General features: G+C 61.5%; 13 protein-coding genes. 2 read left to right on the plus strand and 11 right to left on the minus strand.

The features are described 5' to 3' along the window. Positions 1-6 precede the first annotated feature (6 nt). Both ftsH and rlmE read right to left on the minus strand, forming a co-directional pair. Positions 7-1,911, minus strand: coding sequence for an ATP-dependent zinc metalloprotease FtsH (gene ftsH / locus R9B85_RS09075; protein ID WP_112250010.1), 1,905 nt, complete (start codon positions 1,909-1,911; stop codon positions 7-9). 203 nt (positions 1,912-2,114) lie between these two features. Further along, positions 2,115-2,741 carry a 23S rRNA (uridine(2552)-2'-O)-methyltransferase RlmE gene (gene rlmE, locus R9B85_RS09080; protein ID WP_112250008.1) on the minus strand — a complete coding sequence of 209 codons (627 nt, stop codon included), beginning with the start codon at positions 2,739-2,741 and terminating at the stop codon, positions 2,115-2,117. A gap of 102 nt (positions 2,742-2,843) precedes the next feature. On the opposite strand from rlmE, the gene yhbY reads away from it, so the two are divergent. Beyond that, on the plus strand, positions 2,844-3,152 hold the full coding sequence (gene yhbY / locus R9B85_RS09085; RefSeq protein ID WP_003249945.1) for a ribosome assembly RNA-binding protein YhbY: 309 nt from the start codon (positions 2,844-2,846) through the stop codon (positions 3,150-3,152). A 141-nt stretch (positions 3,153-3,293) separates the two neighbouring features. Here the strand turns inward: yhbY and R9B85_RS09090 are convergent, their stop codons facing one another. The 8 genes from R9B85_RS09090 to grpE all read right to left on the minus strand — a co-directional run bounded on the left by R9B85_RS09090 (position 3,294) and on the right by grpE (position 13,707). Beyond that, positions 3,294-3,734, minus strand: coding sequence for an MFS transporter (locus R9B85_RS09090; RefSeq protein WP_112250006.1), 441 nt, complete (start codon positions 3,732-3,734; stop codon positions 3,294-3,296). Then, positions 3,712-4,194 (minus strand): transcription elongation factor GreA, encoded by a 483-nt coding sequence (gene greA, locus R9B85_RS09095; RefSeq protein WP_181457300.1) that lies wholly within the window; start codon positions 4,192-4,194, stop codon positions 3,712-3,714. The genes R9B85_RS09090 and greA overlap by 23 nt, the downstream gene beginning before the upstream one ends. Next, positions 4,191-7,412: a carbamoyl-phosphate synthase large subunit gene (carB, locus tag R9B85_RS09100; protein ID WP_112250004.1), complete on the minus strand. Its 3,222-nt coding sequence runs from the start codon at positions 7,410-7,412 to the stop codon at positions 4,191-4,193. Before carB ends, greA begins: the two co-directional genes overlap by 4 nt. A 105-nt stretch (positions 7,413-7,517) precedes the next feature. Then, positions 7,518-8,654 carry a glutamine-hydrolyzing carbamoyl-phosphate synthase small subunit gene (gene carA, locus R9B85_RS09105; protein WP_133975560.1) on the minus strand — a complete coding sequence of 379 codons (1,137 nt, stop codon included), beginning with the start codon at positions 8,652-8,654 and terminating at the stop codon, positions 7,518-7,520. Positions 8,655-8,981: 327 nt separating this feature from the next. After that, on the minus strand, positions 8,982-9,788 hold the full coding sequence (gene dapB / locus R9B85_RS09110) for a 4-hydroxy-tetrahydrodipicolinate reductase (RefSeq protein ID WP_112250001.1): 807 nt from the start codon (positions 9,786-9,788) through the stop codon (positions 8,982-8,984). A 13-nt stretch (positions 9,789-9,801) separates the two neighbouring features. Further along, positions 9,802-10,926 (minus strand): molecular chaperone DnaJ, encoded by a 1,125-nt coding sequence (gene dnaJ / locus R9B85_RS09115; protein WP_112250000.1) that lies wholly within the window; start codon positions 10,924-10,926, stop codon positions 9,802-9,804. A gap of 196 nt (positions 10,927-11,122) precedes the next feature. After that, positions 11,123-13,048, minus strand: a complete 1,926-nt coding sequence (gene dnaK, locus R9B85_RS09120; protein ID WP_085625700.1) for a molecular chaperone DnaK — start codon at positions 13,046-13,048, stop codon at positions 11,123-11,125. A gap of 101 nt (positions 13,049-13,149) precedes the next feature. After that, positions 13,150-13,707, minus strand: coding sequence for a nucleotide exchange factor GrpE (gene grpE, locus R9B85_RS09125; protein WP_114170420.1), 558 nt, complete (start codon positions 13,705-13,707; stop codon positions 13,150-13,152). A gap of 189 nt (positions 13,708-13,896) precedes the next feature. On the opposite strand from grpE, the gene recN reads away from it, so the two are divergent. After that, entirely contained in the window at positions 13,897-15,570 is a 1,674-nt protein-coding gene (recN, locus tag R9B85_RS09130; protein WP_423770982.1) for a DNA repair protein RecN, read from the plus strand. Between the two features lie 171 nt (positions 15,571-15,741). On the opposite strand, the gene fur is transcribed toward recN, so the two are convergent. After that, entirely contained in the window at positions 15,742-16,146 is a 405-nt protein-coding gene (gene fur / locus R9B85_RS09135; RefSeq protein ID WP_015271870.1) for a ferric iron uptake transcriptional regulator, read from the minus strand. Positions 16,147-16,215: the final 69 nt, after the last annotated feature.

Consider the following 16,215-nt stretch of genomic DNA (forward strand, 5'->3'; position numbering starts at 1 on the left):
ATGCCCTTAGTGTTGAGCCGCTGGACCGCCGATCGGCGATTCCGGGCGATCACCCTGGGCAGCAGGCTTGCCCGAAGCCGAGTCATCATCCCAGTCGCGCGGTTCGCGGGGGGTACGGCCGGCCATGATATCGTCAATCTGCTCGGCGTCGATGGTCTCGTACTTCATCAGCGCTTCGGCCATGGCATCGAGCTTGTCACGGTTATCGGTGAGCAGCTGCTTGGCTGTGGCGTAGCACTGGTCGATGATGCTGCGCACTTCCGAGTCGATCAGCTTGGCGGTTTCGCCGGAAACGCTGGCGTGCTGGCTGGCAGCACTGCGGCCCAGGAACACCTCGCCTTCTTCCTCGGCGTACATCAGCGGGCCGAGTTTTTCCGAAAGGCCCCACTTGGTCACCATGTTTCGGGCGATCTGGCTGGCACGCATGATGTCGTTGGATGCACCGGTAGTGACGCCGTCGAAGCCCAGAGTCATCTCCTCGGCGATACGACCACCGTACAGCGAGCAGATCTGGCTGATCAGTGCGCGCTTGGACAGGCTGTAGCGGTCTTCTTCCGGCAGGAACATGGTCACGCCCAAGGCACGGCCACGCGGAATGATCGAAACCTTGTAGACCGGATCGTGCTCTGGCACCAGGCGGCCGACGATGGCGTGGCCAGCTTCGTGATAAGCGGTGTTCTGCTTTTCTTTCTCGGACATGACCATGGTCTTGCGCTCGGCACCCATCATGATCTTGTCCTTGGCCAGTTCGAACTCTTTCATTTCGACCAGGCGTTTGTTGGAGCGCGCAGCAAACAGCGAGGCTTCGTTGACCAGGTTGGCCAGGTCGGCACCGGAGAAACCGGGGGTACCACGGGCGATGACCGCCGGGTTGACGTTCTCGCCGACCGGCACCTTGCGCATGTGCACCTTGAGAATCTGTTCGCGACCACGAATGTCCGGCAGGCCGACCACCACCTGGCGGTCGAAGCGGCCGGGACGCAGCAGCGCCGGGTCGAGTACGTCCGGACGGTTGGTAGCGGCGATGACGATGATGCCGTCATTCATCTCGAAGCCATCCATCTCCACCAGCAACTGGTTGAGGGTTTGCTCACGTTCGTCGTGACCACCGCCCATGCCGGCACCACGATGGCGACCAACGGCGTCGATCTCGTCGATGAAGATGATGCACGGGGCGTGCTTCTTGGCCTGTTCGAACATGTCGCGCACACGGCTGGCACCGACACCGACGAACATTTCCACGAAGTCCGAGCCGGAAATGGTGAAGAACGGCACTTTCGCCTCACCGGCGATGGCCTTGGCCAGCAGGGTCTTACCGGTACCAGGCGGGCCGACCATCAGCACGCCACGCGGGATACGACCACCCAGGCGCTGGAACTTGCCCGGATCGCGCAGGAACTCGACCAGCTCGCCAACCTCTTCCTTGGCCTCGTCGCAACCGGCGACGTCAGCCAGGGTAGTCTTGACCTGGTCTTCGGACAGCAGGCGCGCCTTGCTCTTGCCGAAGCTCATCGGCCCGCCCTTGCCGCCCGCACCGCCCTGCATCTGACGCATGAAGAACATGAACACGGCGATGATCACCAGGATCGGGAAGCTCGCGACTAGCAGCTGGGTCCAGATGCTCTGCTGCTCAGGCTGCTTGCCCTCGATGATGACGTGGTTGTCGACCAGGTCACCGATCAGGCCATTGTCGGTAATGGCCGGGCGCACGGTCTTGAAGTTGTCGCCATCGGCACGCTTGCCGGTAATGATGTAGCCGTCGACGGTGACACGCTCGACCTTGCCATCCTTGACCTGCTGGATGAAGTCGGAATAGTTGAGGGTCTGCGGCTCGTTAGGGCTGGAGAAGTTGTTCATCACCGTCACCAAGACAGCTGCGATGATCAACCACAGGATCAGATTCTTTGCCATGTCGTTCAATTCGCTACCCTCTGAGGTCGGCGCACGACGCAGCCGTTCCTCGCATGATATTCATCGCCCTAACTTACTACATTACCTACGCAGCCGCAGGCACCGTCTGTAACCCTTTGTGAAAGCTAGACTACACGAAGTTCGGACGATCCTGACGCAGCGGCCGATTGGAAATAACTATCGGCCACCCCGCTTGCCGCCTTTCACGCCCCCTTGAAGCCCCGGCCCAGCAGGTACTGCTCGCGGGAACGGTCACGCGACGACGATGGCTTGCGCATCTGTACCTTTTCGAACTTGCTGCGCACGTCCTTGAGGTACACATCGAAACCTTCGCCCTGGAAAATCTTGATCAGGAAGTCGCCGCCGGGCTTTAGCACGCGGGTTGCCAGATCGAGCGCCAGCTCGCAGAGGAACATGGCCCGCGGCATGTCCACCGCAGGCGTACCACTCATATTGGGGGCCATGTCGGAAATCACAAGGTCTACGTGCGAATCGCCGACGGCCTCGAGAATGCGCTGCAGCACTTCATCATGGGTGAAATCGCCCTGGATGAAGGTCACATCGGGGATCGAGTCCATCTCCAGGATGTCGGAAGCGATCAGGCGGCCCTGGCCACCAATCAGACGACTGGTCACCTGCGACCAGCCCCCAGGAGCCGCGCCGAGGTCGATCACGCTCATGCCTGGGCGGATCAGCCGGTCCTTTTCCTGGATCTCCAGCAATTTGTAGCTCGCACGCGAGCGGTAGCCATCCTTTTGTGCCTGTTTCACAAAAGGATCGTTGAAATGCTCTCGCAGCCAGTTTGCGCTGCTTTTTGAACGTTGTACCACGGGGCACCTCGATGATATGCGTCGTGATTGACTGGGCGGAGCCGGTGGCCCTCGGGTAAAATGCCGGTCAATTTTACAGAATCAGACGGAAAGGGTCAGATTATGCCGCTCAATAACGAGCAGAAGAAGCAATACAAGTCCATTGGTCATGACCTGAAGCCGGTCCTGATCGTTGCTGGCAACGGTTTGAATGAAGGCGTCATCGCCGAACTGGAGCGTGCTCTGGTCGACCATGAGCTGATCAAGGTCGAAATTCGCTCGGAAGACCGCGAAGAACGTGCCGAGACCATTGCCGAACTGTGCAAGGCCGGCCGTGCCGAGCTGGTGCAGACCATCGGCAAGAAAGCCCTGATCTACCGCAAGAACCCACAGCCGAACAAGCAGCTGTCCAACATCCACCGTTACAAGTAACGGCAAAGGGGCTGCTGCGCAGCCCATCGCCGGCAAGCCAGCTCTCACAGGTACGGCGCATGGCCTGAATCTGATGCGGTCGGTGTGGGAGCCGGCTTGCCGGCGATGGGCCGCAAAGCGGCCCCAGTAATCTCGAGCCGTTTAGCGGCGCAACCTGACCGGTACTGGCTGGGCCACCAGCACGATGCCGGAAAAGCCCAGTACCAGGAAGCAGAACATCTGCCAGCGCTCGCCCACGGAAATACCGTAGCGCAAGGTGTAATACCCCACGCAGGCGCCAAGGCCGAGCAATAGCATCTGCCCCCGGAACTGCCGCCACCAGGCCGGCAGGCCGTCCACTTTGGCCAGCACGACCAACTGGATAAGCAAGCCAAGCATCGCCACACCAATCAACCAGCGGTCGATCTGCCCGGCGATGTCCTGCACCAGCAGCGGTGCCAGGCCACTGACCTTGAGCGCGGGCACCAGCCCCACGTGGAACACCCACAGGCCACCGACCCAGAAAACCTGGGCCAGCTGCCAGAGGATCCCCTCGAGGGATGGCGCCCGCAGGCGCCGGTCAGATGTGCTTGACTTCGACAATCTCGTACTCGACCGTACCGTTCGGCGTCTTCACGACAACGGTATCCCCTTCTTCCTTGCCAATGATGGCACGGGCGATCGGGGCGCTGCTCGACAGCTTGCCTTTCTTCACGTCGGCTTCATCTTCGCCAACGATCTGGTAGGTCACTTCATCATCGGTTTCGGTGTTGGCCAGTACCACGGTGGTACCGAAAATCACCTTGCCGGTGTGAGGGATAGTGGTCACGTCGATCACTACCGAGTTCTGCAGGCGACCTTCGATATCGCGGATACGCGCCTCGACCATGCCCTGCTCTTCACGAGCAGCGTGGTATTCGGCATTTTCCTTCAGGTCACCCAGCTCGCGCGCTTCGCCAATAGCCTGGCTCAGGCGCGGACGCTCGGTCTTGCTCAGGAACAGCAGCTCCTCTTCCAGGGCGCGAGCGCCCTGGACGGTCATCGGGTACTTGGTAATGCTCATGCTTTCAATCCTGCGTGCAGATCCTGCAGGCGGCGAACGGTCTTTTCCGGACCAAATTTCAGCGCCTCGCAGATGGCTTCACCGGCCGCAATGGTAGTGGTGCAGTAAATCTTGTGCTGCAGCGCATTGCGACGAATCGAGTAGGAATCGGCGATCGACTGGCGGCCTTCGGTGGTGTTGATGATCAGCGACACTTCGTCGTTCTTGATCATGTCGACCACGTGCGGGCGACCTTCGGTCACCTTGTTCACACGGCGCACTTTCAGGCCGGCCGCCTCGATAACCTTGGCAGTGCCGGCAGTTGCAACCACTTCGAAGCCCAGGGCGATCAGGTCGCGGGCAACACCAGCCACTTGCGGCTTGTCGTCGTCACGCACGCTGATGAACGCGGTACCGCCGGTCGGCAGCACTTCGCTGGCTCCCATCTGGGCCTTGGCGAAGGCTTCACCGAAGCTGTCACCGACACCCATGACTTCACCGGTCGATTTCATCTCAGGGCCGAGGATCGGGTCAACCCCCGGGAACTTGGCGAACGGGAAGACGGCTTCCTTGACGCTGTAGAAGTTCGGGATGATCTCCTGGGTGAAGCCCAGCTCTTTCAGGGTTTTGCCAGCCATGACGCGGGCCGCGATCATCGCCAGGGAAGTGCCGATGCACTTGGACACGAATGGCACGGTACGCGAAGCGCGCGGGTTGACTTCGATCACGTAGATCTTGTCGCCCTGCAGGGCCAGCTGCACGTTCATCAGGCCGACCACGCCCAGCTCCAGGGCCATTTTCTTGACCTGTACGCGGACTTCGTCCTGCACTTCCTTGCTCAGCGAGTAAGGTGGCAGCGAGCACGCCGAATCACCGGAGTGAACGCCGGCCTGCTCGATGTGCTGCATGATCGCGCCGATTACCACGTCGGTGCCGTCGCACACCGCATCCACGTCCATCTCGATGGCGCAGTTGAGGAAGTGGTCGAGCAGGACCGGGCTGTCGTTGGACACCTGTACGGCTTCGCGCAGGTAGCGCTTGAGCTCGTCCAGCTCGTAGACGATTTCCATGGCACGACCGCCCAGTACGTAGGACGGACGCACGACCAGCGGGTAGCCGATGCCGCCAGCAGCGCTGATGGCTTCTTCTTCGCTGCGCACGGTGGCGTTTGGCGGCTGCAGCAGGTTCAGGCGCTGCACCATCTGCTGGAAGCGCTCGCGGTCTTCGGCGCGGTCAATGGCGTCCGGGCTGGTACCGATGATCGGTACGCCGGCTTCTTCCAGGGCACGGGCCAGTTTCAGCGGGGTCTGGCCGCCGTAGTGGACGATCACGCCTTTCGGCTTCTCGACGCGGCATACTTCCAGCACGTCTTCCAGGGTCAGCGGCTCGAAGTACAGGCGGTCGGAGGTGTCGTAGTCGGTGGAGACGGTTTCCGGGTTGCAGTTGACCATGATGGTCTCGTAACCATCTTCACGCAGCGCCAGTGCAGCGTGTACGCAGCAGTAGTCGAACTCGATACCCTGGCCGATACGGTTAGGGCCGCCACCCAGGATCATGATCTTGTCGCGGGTCGACGGGTTGGCCTCGCACTCTTCCTCATAGGTGGAGTACAGGTAGGCGGTGTCGGTGGCGAATTCGGCAGCGCAGGTATCGACGCGCTTGTACACCGGGAACACTTCCAGCTTGTGGCGGTGACGGCGCAGGTTCTTGTCGGTAATACCCAGCAGCTTGGCCAGGCGCTGGTCAGAGAAGCCCTTGCGCTTGAGGCGCAGCATGTAGTCCTTGTCGATCGACGACAGGGCCAGGGTCTTGACCTTCTCTTCTTCCTTGATCAGGTCTTCCATCTGCACCAGGAACCACATGTCGATGCCGGTCAGATTGAAGATTTCTTCGCAGGTCATGCCCGAACGCATGGCGTCGGCGACGTACCAGATGCGCTCGGCACCTGGCACGGTAAGCTCGCGCTTGAGGATGCTGGAAGCTTCCGGGCTGGCCAGGTCGACTTTCGGGTCGAGACCGCAGGCGCCTACTTCCAGGCCGCGCAGGGCTTTCTGCAGGGACTCCTGGAAGGTACGACCGATGGCCATGACTTCACCCACGGATTTCATCTGGGTGGTCAGGCGGGCGTCGGCTTTCGGGAATTTCTCGAAGGCGAAGCGTGGCAGCTTGGTGACGACGTAGTCGATCGACGGCTCGAAGGATGCCGGGGTACGACCGCCGGTGATGTCGTTCTGCAGTTCGTCGAGGGTGTAACCGATGGCCAGCTTGGCGGCGATCTTGGCGATCGGGAAGCCGGTAGCCTTGGAAGCCAGCGCCGAGGAACGCGAAACGCGCGGGTTCATCTCGATCACGACCATGCGGCCGGTGTTCGGGCAGATACCGAACTGCACGTTGGAACCGCCGGTTTCCACACCAATTTCACGCAGCACCGCCAGCGAGGCGTTGCGCATGATCTGGTATTCCTTGTCGGTCAGGGTCTGCGCCGGGGCAACAGTGATCGAGTCACCGGTGTGCACGCCCATCGGGTCGAAGTTCTCGATCGAGCAGACGATGATGCAGTTGTCCTTTTTGTCGCGGACCACTTCCATCTCGTATTCTTTCCAGCCGATCAGCGATTCGTCGATCAGCAGTTCCTTGGTCGGCGACAGGTCCAGGCCACGGGTGCAGATTTCTTCGAATTCTTCACGGTTGTAGGCGATACCACCGCCAGTGCCGCCCATGGTGAACGACGGGCGGATGATGCACGGGAAGCCGAGCTTCTCGAGGACCGCATAGGCCTCTTCCATGCTATGGGCGATCCCGGAGCGCGGGCACTCCAGGCCGATGTCCTTCATGGCCTTGTCGAAGCGCGAACGGTCTTCAGCCTTGTCGATGGTGTCGGCGTTGGCGCCGATCATCTCTACGCCGAACTTTTCCAGAACGCCGTGGCGCTCGAGGTCCAGGGCGCAGTTCAGTGCGGTCTGGCCACCCATGGTCGGCAGGACGGCGTCCGGGCGCTCTTTCTCGATGATCTTGGCCACAGACTGCCACTTGATCGGCTCGATGTAGGTGGCGTCGGCCATGGCCGGGTCGGTCATGATGGTGGCCGGGTTGGAGTTCACCAGGATGACGCGGAAACCTTCCTCGCGCAGGGCTTTACAGGCCTGGGCGCCGGAGTAGTCGAATTCGCAGGCCTGGCCGATCACGATCGGGCCAGCGCCGAGAATCAGGATGCTTTTGATATCTGTACGTTTTGGCATGGTTGTCACTCAAATCCGGGGTCAGTCGGCAAGCCGCTTTGAACAATCTGGGTCAGGCGCTTCCGGGCGCGGCGCAAGCCGGCCCGGGGCCTTGAAGCAGGATGCTCAGCGGCGCTTGGCCATGGCATCGGTGAAACGATCGAACAGTGGCGCGACATCGGTCGGGCCTGGGCTCGCTTCAGGGTGGCCCTGGAAGCTGAACGCGCTCTTGTCGGTACGCTCGATACCCTGCAGGGTGCCGTCGAACAGCGACTTGTGAATGGCGCGGACGTTGCCCGGCAAGGTGGCCTCGTCAACGGCAAAGCCGTGGTTCTGGCTGGTGATCATGACCACGCCGGTGTCCAGGTCCTGGACCGGGTGGTTGGCACCGTGGTGGCCGTGGCCCATTTTCACGGTCTTGGCGCCGGAGGCCAGGGCCAGCAGCTGGTGGCCGAGGCAGATGCCGAATACCGGGATCTCGGTCTCGAGGATTTCCTTGATCGCCTGGATGGCGTAGTCGCACGGCTCGGGGTCGCCAGGGCCGTTGGACAGGAACACGCCGTCCGGGTTGAGTGCCAGTACTTCGCTGGCCGGGGTCTGGGCCGGTACAACAGTCACGCGGCAGCCACGGGCAACCAGCATGCGCAGGATGTTCAGCTTGACACCGTAGTCGAAGGCGACCACGTGGTAAGGCAGGTCTGCGGCTTCGATGGTCGGGTGGCTGTCGGTCTTCAGCTCCCACACGCTGGAGCGCCACTCGTAGCGTTCCTTGGTGGAAACGACCTTGGCCAGGTCCATGCCCTTCAGGCCCGGGAAGGCGCGAGCAGCGGCGATGGCAGCTTCTTCGCTGATGTTGTCACCGGCGAGGATGCAACCGTTCTGAGCGCCCTTTTCACGCAGGATTCGGGTCAGGCGACGGGTGTCGATGCCGGCGATGGCGACGACGTTGTTGGCCTTGAGGTACTCAGGCAGCGACTGGGTGTTACGCCAGTTGCTGGCCAGCAGCGGCAGGTCACGGATGACCAGGCCAGCGGACCAGACGCGGTTCGACTCGGCATCTTCCGGAGTAGTACCGGTGTTGCCGATGTGCGGGTAGGTCAGGGTAACGATTTGCTGCGCGTAGGAAGGGTCTGTAAGGATTTCCTGGTAGCCGGTCATAGCGGTGTTGAATACCACCTCACCAACGGTCTGACCGTCGGCACCGATAGCTTCACCGCGGAAAATACTGCCGTCGGCAAGGGCGAGTATGGCTGGCTTTGTCAAGAAGACCTCCCGTAAATCAAGCATGAAAGGGCGATCGCAGGTTGCAAAAAAGCGGAGTGACGTATGGACACGTCACCCCGCTTTCATGTGCTGAATTCAATTCGCTGCGCGCTTTTAGTGGACACACTAAAGCTGTAGCTTACAGAAAAGTGCGTTTTCGGTCTACCGCAGATGTGTCTCTAAAACACATGAATGCGACAGGCTGACATCCCCGGCGCCTGCTTCGCGGGTAAACCCGCTCCCACAGGGACCGCGCAAAGGCTGAGCCCTGCATAATTCCTGTGGGAGCGGGTTCACCCGCGAAGAAGCCAGCACCGCTCCAACGGCTCAGCGCAGTTCGAGCACATCCTGCATGTCGTACAACCCAGGCTCGCGCCCGTCCAGCCACAGTGCCGCACGCACGGCGCCCTTGGCGAAGGTCATGCGGCTGGAAGCCTTGTGGGTGATCTCGACGCGCTCGCCTTCGGCGGCGAACAGCACGGTATGGTCACCCACCACATCACCGGCACGCACGGTGGCGAAGCCGATGGTCTGGCGCTCACGCGCACCGGTCTGTCCTTCACGGCCGTACACGGCCACTTCCTGCAGGTTACGGCCCAGCGCCTGGGCAACCACTTCACCCATGCGCAGTGCGGTGCCCGACGGCGCATCGACCTTGTGCCGGTGGTGCGCTTCGAGGATTTCGATATCCACATCGTCACCCAGCACGCGCGCCGCGGTATCCAGCAGCTTCAGGCACAGGTTGACGCCGACGCTGAAGTTGGCAGCGAAGACGATCGGGATTTCCTTGCCGGCTTCGGCCAGTTGCTGCTTCTCTTCCGGGGTGAAGCCGGTTGTGCCGATGACCATGGCCTTGCCCGCCTTGCGGCAGAATGCCAGGTTCTTCAGGGTCACCGAAGGGTGGGTGAAGTCGATCAGCACGTCGAACTCGTCGACCACCTTGGCCAGGTCGTCGGAAATCGGCACACCGATACGGCCCAGGGCTGCCAGCTCACCGGCATCAGCCCCCACCAACGTGCTGTCCGGGCGGTCGATCGCTGCCGTCAGGCCTGCCTGGGGTGCCTGTTGCTGCACGGCTTCGACGAGGGTCTTGCCCATACGCCCTGCCGCGCCCATCACTGCAATACGTCGCATAGCCATTTCCTTGTCAGAGATCGCCGAAGAAGCGCTTCACGCCATCGAACCAGCCACTGGCCTTGGGCGAGTGGGAGCTATCGCCTTCCAGCGAATCACGCAGCTCTTCGAGCAACTCGCGCTGACGGCGGCTGAGATTGACCGGCGTTTCCACCGCCACACGGCACAGCAGGTCACCCGCACCACCACCGCGCACCGGGGCAACACCCTTGCCGCGCAGGCGGAACTGCTTGCCGGTCTGGGTGCCTTCCGGGATCTTCAGCTTCACCCGACCATCGAGGGTCGGCACTTCCAGCTCGCCACCCAGGGCGGCGTCGGTGTAGCTGATCGGTACTTCGCAGTACAGGTGCTTGCCATCACGCTGGAAGATCTCGTGCTCGCGCACGTTGATCACCACATACAGGTCGCCAGTCGGGCCACCATGGGTACCCGCCTCGCCCTCGCCCGACAGGCGAATGCGGTCACCGGTATCGACACCCGCCGGCACCTTGACCGACAGTGTCTTGTACTCCTCGACACGGCCTTCGCCGTGGCACGAGGTGCAGGGGTCGGTAATGATCTTGCCCTGGCCATGGCAGCGCGGGCAGGTTTGCTGTACCGAGAAGAAGCCCTGCTGCATGCGCACCTGGCCGATACCACCGCAAGTCGGGCAGGTGGACGGGGTCGAGCCCTTCTTGGCACCGGAGCCGTCGCACGGCTGGCAGTTGACCAGCGTTGGCACGCGAATGCTGACGGTGGTGCCGCGCACTGCCTCTTCCAGGTTCAGCTCGAGGGTGTAGCGCAGGTCGCTGCCGCGCTGGGCACCGCCACGGCCGCCACCGCGACCGCCACCGAAGAAGTCGCTGAACACATCGCCGAAGATGTCGGAGAAGTTGGCACCGCCGAAACCGGCACCACCGCCACCCATGCTCGGGTCCACACCGGCATGACCGTACTGGTCGAACGCAGCACGCTTGCTGGCATCGGACAGCACTTCGTAGGCCTCGTTGGCCTCCTTGAACTTGTCTTCCGACTCTTTGTCGCCCGGGTTGCGGTCCGGGTGGTACTTCATCGCCAGGCGACGGTAAGCCTTCTTGAGGTCAGCTTCGCTGGCGCCGCGCTCGACACCCAGAACCTCATAATAATCACGCTTGGACATAGGTCATTTGCACCTTGTTGGGCGTCTGGCATCTGCGCCGCGCCATCAGCACCTGCCTTTTGCCCACAGGGCCACTGACAGATGCTGTAAAAATTCTCGAATTCCAGATACGCCAACGCGGGAGCAAGCCCCCGCGCGGTGACATCCTACCAGCTCACCGCCAAACGACGGTGAACTGGCCGACAACATGCAGGGATTACTGCTTGTTGTTGTCTTTCACTTCTTCGAACTCGGCGTCAACCACGTCATCGTGCTTGGCTTCCGGCTCGGCCTGCTGCGCGCCACCCTGAGGCTGTTCGGCCGACTGCTCGGCGTACATCTTCTGGGCAACCGGTGCCGAGACCTTGGACAGCTCTTCGACCTTGGCGTCGATGGCAGCCTTGTCGTCGCCTTTGACAGCGGCTTCCAGGGCAACAACGGCAGCCTCGATGGCCGTTTTCTCTTCAGCGGTAACCTTGTCACCAGCGTCAGCGACCATCTTGCGGGTCGAGTGAACCAGCGCGTCACCCTGGTTACGGGCAGCGGCCAGTTCTTCGAACTTGCGGTCTTCCTCGGCGTTGGCCTCGGCGTCACGCACCATGCGCTCGATTTCTTCATCCGACAGGCCGGAGTTGGCCTTGATCACGATCGACTGCGACTTGCCGGTGGCCTTGTCCTTGGCGCTGACATGCAGGATGCCGTTGGCGTCGATGTCGAAGGTTACTTCGATCTGCGGCACGCCACGTGGAGCCGGCGGAATGTCAGCCAGGTCGAACTTGCCCAGCGACTTGTTCTGGGCAGCCTGCTTGCGCTCACCCTGCAGCACGTGAATGGTCACGGCACCCTGGTTGTCGTCAGCAGTCGAGAACACCTGCGACTTCTTGGTTGGGATGGTGGTGTTCTTCTCGATCAGCGAAGTCATCACGCCACCCATGGTTTCGATACCCAGGGTCAGCGGGCTGACGTCCAGCAGCAGTACGTCCTTCACGTCACCGGCCAGTACGGCGCCCTGGATGGCAGCACCCATGGCCACGGCTTCGTCCGGGTTGACGTCCTTGCGCGCTTCTTTGCCGAAGAAATCGGCAACGGCTTTCTGTACCAGCGGCATACGGGTCTGGCCACCGACCAGGATCACGTCGTCGATCTTGCTGGCATCGATGCCGGCGTCCTTCAGAGCGATGCGGCAAGGCTCGATGGTACGGGCAACCAGGTCTTCGACCAGCGACTCCAGCTTGGCGCGGGAAATCTTCACGTTCAGGTGCTTCGGACCGGTAGCGTCTGCAGTGATGTACGGCAGGTTCACGTCGGTCGACTGAGCGGAGGACAGTTCGATCTTGGCCTTTTCAGCGGCTTCTTTCAGACGCTGCAGTGCCAGCGGATCGTTCTTCAGGTCCATGCCGGACTCTTTCTTGAACTCGTCGACGAGGTAGTCGATCAGGCGCATGTCGAAGTCTTCGCCACCCAGGAAGGTGTCGCCGTTGGTAGCCAGTACTTCGAACTGGTGCTCACCGTCGACTTCGGCGATTTCGATGACCGAAACGTCGAAGGTACCGCCACCCAGGTCATAAACGATGACAGTGTGGTCGCCCTTGGCCTTGTCCATGCCGTACGCCAGTGCAGCGGCAGTCGGCTCGTTGATGATGCGTTTTACGTCCAGGCCAGCGATGCGACCGGCATCCTTGGTGGCCTGACGCTGGCTGTCGTTGAAGTAGGCCGGAACGGTGATGACCGCTTCGGTAACTGGCTCGCCGAGGTAATCTTCGGCGGTTTTCTTCATTTTCTTCAGCACTTCGGCGCTGATCTGCGGCGGCGCCATGTCCTTGCCGCTGGCCTGTACCCAGGCGTCGCCGTTCCCGGCCTTGACGATCTTGTATGGCACCAGCTTGATGTCTTTCTGCACGACGTCTTCTTCGAAGCGGCGGCCGATCAGGCGCTTCACTGCGAACAGGGTGTTGTGCGGGTTGGTGACAGCCTGGCGCTTGGCTGACTGACCGACCAGGATTTCGCCGTCGTTGGCGTAGGCCACGATCGAAGGGGTAGTACGCGCGCCTTCGGCGTTTTCGATGACCTTGACGTTACCGTTTTCCAGAACGGAGACGCACGAGTTGGTGGTCCCCAGGTCGATACCGATGATTTTGCCCATGTTAACTCTCCCGAAACTTGAATTTGGTAGCAGCGACTACTTTGGCCAACTGCGGTAATACTTGAACGCTTGACACCTAGATGGGGATGCCCCGGAGGATTTCAAGCCTTCTCATTGATCGAGGGTTGTGGCGCGCTCGGCGCCTTGCTGACCACCACCATGGCGGGGCGCAGCAGGCGGCCATTGAGCAGGTAGCCCTTCTGGAACACGTTCAGCACGCTGTTCGGCTCTACGTCGGCGTTTTCCTGCATGGCCATGGCCTGATGGTGCTCAGGGTTGAACGGTTGGCCATGCGGGTCGACCGCTTCGAGGTTGTAGCGCTTGAGGGTGTCCTGGAACATCTTCAGGGTCAGCTCGACACCTTCGCGGATCTGCTTGACGTGCTCGTCTTCGGCACTCGAATGGGCCAGGGCCAGTTCCAGGCTGTCGATCACCGGCAGCAGGTCGCTGGAGAACTTCTCCAGGGCGAACTTGTGGGCTTTCTCGACATCCTGTTCGGCGCGACGGCGCACGTTCTGCAAGTCGGCAACGGCGCGCAGCGACTGGTCCTTGGCGGCGGCCAGCTGTTCCTCGAGTTCCAGAACACGGGCGTCAGCAGTGGTTTCTGCACCGGTTTCTTCAACGTTAAGGTCTTTTTCGTTCAGCTGCTCGTCAGCCATGGGGTCTCTCCTGCGCAATTTTCTGGACTGCGAGCCAGGCTCGCCTTGGATGTCGGCTATATGGGGCCGGAAAAACCAGCTTCAAGGGGCAAGGTATTTTCCGCACCGAACAGAATCTGCCGAGGGGCATTGGCAGGCCTGAAAAAAGTACTGTATAAATAACCAGACCTGACTTTCGGGAGCGGCCCCATGCTGGTGCACCTGTCCATTCACAACTACGCCATCGTCGAGCACCTCGACCTCGAGATCGCCCGTGGCATGTCCGTCATCACCGGCGAGACCGGCGCCGGCAAATCGATCATGCTCGATGCCCTCGGCCTGGCCCTGGGTGACCGGGCCGACAGCGGCGTGGTGCGCCCTGGTACGGACAAGGCAGACATCCTCGCCACCTTCGACCTGGTGGACATCCCCGAAGCGCATACCTGGCTGGCCGAACGCGACCTGGACAACGACGGCCCGTGCATCCTGCGCCGAGTGATCACCGCCGAAGGCCGCAGCCGTGGCTACATCAATGGCACGCCCTGCCCGCTTGGTGACCTCAAGGCGCTCGGCGAGCTGCTGATCGACATTCACAGCCAGCACGAGCACCAGTCGCTGCTCAAGACCGACACCCACCGCCGCCTGCTTGACGAGTATGCCGGCGCCGTCGACCTGGCTCGCCAGGTGCAGCTGGCCGCCAAGCGCTGGAACCAGACCCGCCTGGAACTGGAGCGCCTGTCCAATTCCGGTGACGAGCAACGCGCTCGCCATCAGCTGCTGAGCTATCAGCTGGAGGAGCTGGACAACCTCGGCCTGGGCGAACACGAGCTGGAGCAGCTGGAGCAGGAACACAAGAACCTGACCAGCGCCGAAGCGCTGTTCGCCATCTGCCGCCAGGTCATCGACCAGTGCAGCGAAAGCGATTCGGGCAACGTACTCAGCGCCCTCACCTCCAGCCTCAACCGCCTGGGCGCCGCCACCAACTCGCCAAAGGCATTGGGCGAAGCGGCCAACCTGATCGCCAGTGCGCAGATCCAGGTCGAGGAAGCCGTGGGCGAGCTCAACCGTTTCCTCGACAACTTCGACGCCGACCCCATGCGCCTACAGGCGCTGGAAGAACGCCTCGACACTGTCTATACGCTGGCGCGCAAGCACCGTGTGCACCCGGCCGAACTGCCCCACCTGCAGCAGCAGTTGATGGAAGAGCTGGAAAGCCTGAACGCCAGTGACGAGTCGATCGAGCAGCTGGGTGAAGAGCTGGCTGCCTTCGCCCAGCATTACCAGGAGAAGGCCCGCGAGCTCAGCGCCCTGCGCCAGCAGGCCGCGCAGCAGCTGGCGGTGGCCGTCGAACAGGAAATCCAGCGCCTGGGCATGCCCGGCGGGCGCTTCTGCATCGCGCTCACCCCCAACGAAAGCGCAGACCTGTCACCCCATGGCCTGGAGCAGATCGAGCTACTGGTCAGCGCCAACCCCGGCCAACCGCTCAAAGGCCTGGCCAAGGTCGCTTCAGGTGGTGAGCTGTCGCGCATCAGCCTGGCGGTCCAGGTGATTACCGCGCAGACCTCGCGCATTCCCACCCTGGTGTTCGACGAAGTCGACGTCGGCATCGGCGGGCCTACCGCCGAAATCGTCGGCCAACTGCTACGCCGCCTGGGCGAGCGCGGCCAGGTGCTGACCGTAACCCACCTGCCGCAAGTGGCGGCACAGGGGCATCACCACCTGTTCGTGCACAAGGTGCGCAATAGCGACACTACCCACACCGCCGTGGCCAGCCTGGGCAAACGCGAGCGGGTCGAAGAGGTGGCGCGGATGCTCGGCGGCATCGACCTGACCAAGGAATCCCTGGCGCATGCGCGAAAGATGGTGGTGAGCGGCAAGGCCTGAGCCTTAATTTTTCAGGCTATTCGCGGGTAAACCCGCTCCCACAGGATATTCGCAATACCTGTGGGAGCGGGTTTACCCGCGAAGAGGCCGAAACAAACAACACACCTCCCAGCCCCAGAAAGCACAAAGGCGACCCGAAGGTCGCCTTTGTCATCCATAACGATTAAATCGTTACTTCTTTTTACGCACGTACAGGACCAGATTGTGGTCCACCAGCTCGTAGCCATGCTCGGCCACGATTTCGCGCTGGCGCTTCTCGATTTCGGCATCCATGAACTCGATGACTTCACTGGTCTCCACGTTGACCATATGGTCGTGGTGACCGCCATCGGCCAGTTCGAACACCGCATGACCGCCGTCGAAGTTGTGGCGAACCACCAGACCCGCCGCTTCGAACTGGGTCAGTACGCGATAGACGGTGGCCAGGCCCACGTCCTCGCCAGCCTCCATCAGCGCCTTGTAGACATCCTCGGCGCTCATGTGACGCTGCTCGGTGGAGTCGAGCATCTGAAGGATCTTGACTCGAGGCAGGGTCACCTTGAGACCGGCTTTGCGCAATTCGCTATTTTCAACCATGGTCAGCTTTCTCGCCGATGCTGCTTCGCAGCTTCTCTTAATACGGGTATGATCGGGGTTTACGTTGTC

Source organism: Pseudomonas sp. NLJ1 (assembly GCF_049486705.1).
Lineage (GTDB): Bacteria > Pseudomonadota > Gammaproteobacteria > Pseudomonadales > Pseudomonadaceae > Aquipseudomonas > Aquipseudomonas inefficax.

Coding starts and splice junctions, on each gene's coding strand:
- dapB (WP_112250001.1), bottom strand. CDS start 9,788: ATGCGACGTATTGCAGTGATGGGCGCGGCAGGGCGTATGGGCAAGACC.
- greA (WP_181457300.1), bottom strand. CDS start 4,194: ATGAGCATTACCAAGTACCCGATGACCGTCCAGGGCGCTCGCGCCCTG.
- grpE (WP_114170420.1), bottom strand. CDS start 13,707: ATGGCTGACGAGCAGCTGAACGAAAAAGACCTTAACGTTGAAGAAACC.
- ftsH (WP_112250010.1), bottom strand. CDS start 1,911: ATGGCAAAGAATCTGATCCTGTGGTTGATCATCGCAGCTGTCTTGGTG.
- yhbY (WP_003249945.1), top strand. CDS start 2,844: ATGCCGCTCAATAACGAGCAGAAGAAGCAATACAAGTCCATTGGTCAT.
- carB (WP_112250004.1), bottom strand. CDS start 7,412: ATGCCAAAACGTACAGATATCAAAAGCATCCTGATTCTCGGCGCTGGC.
- recN (WP_423770982.1), top strand. CDS start 13,897: ATGCTGGTGCACCTGTCCATTCACAACTACGCCATCGTCGAGCACCTC.
- dnaK (WP_085625700.1), bottom strand. CDS start 13,048: ATGGGCAAAATCATCGGTATCGACCTGGGGACCACCAACTCGTGCGTC.
- fur (WP_015271870.1), bottom strand. CDS start 16,146: ATGGTTGAAAATAGCGAATTGCGCAAAGCCGGTCTCAAGGTGACCCTG.
- dnaJ (WP_112250000.1), bottom strand. CDS start 10,926: ATGTCCAAGCGTGATTATTATGAGGTTCTGGGTGTCGAGCGCGGCGCC.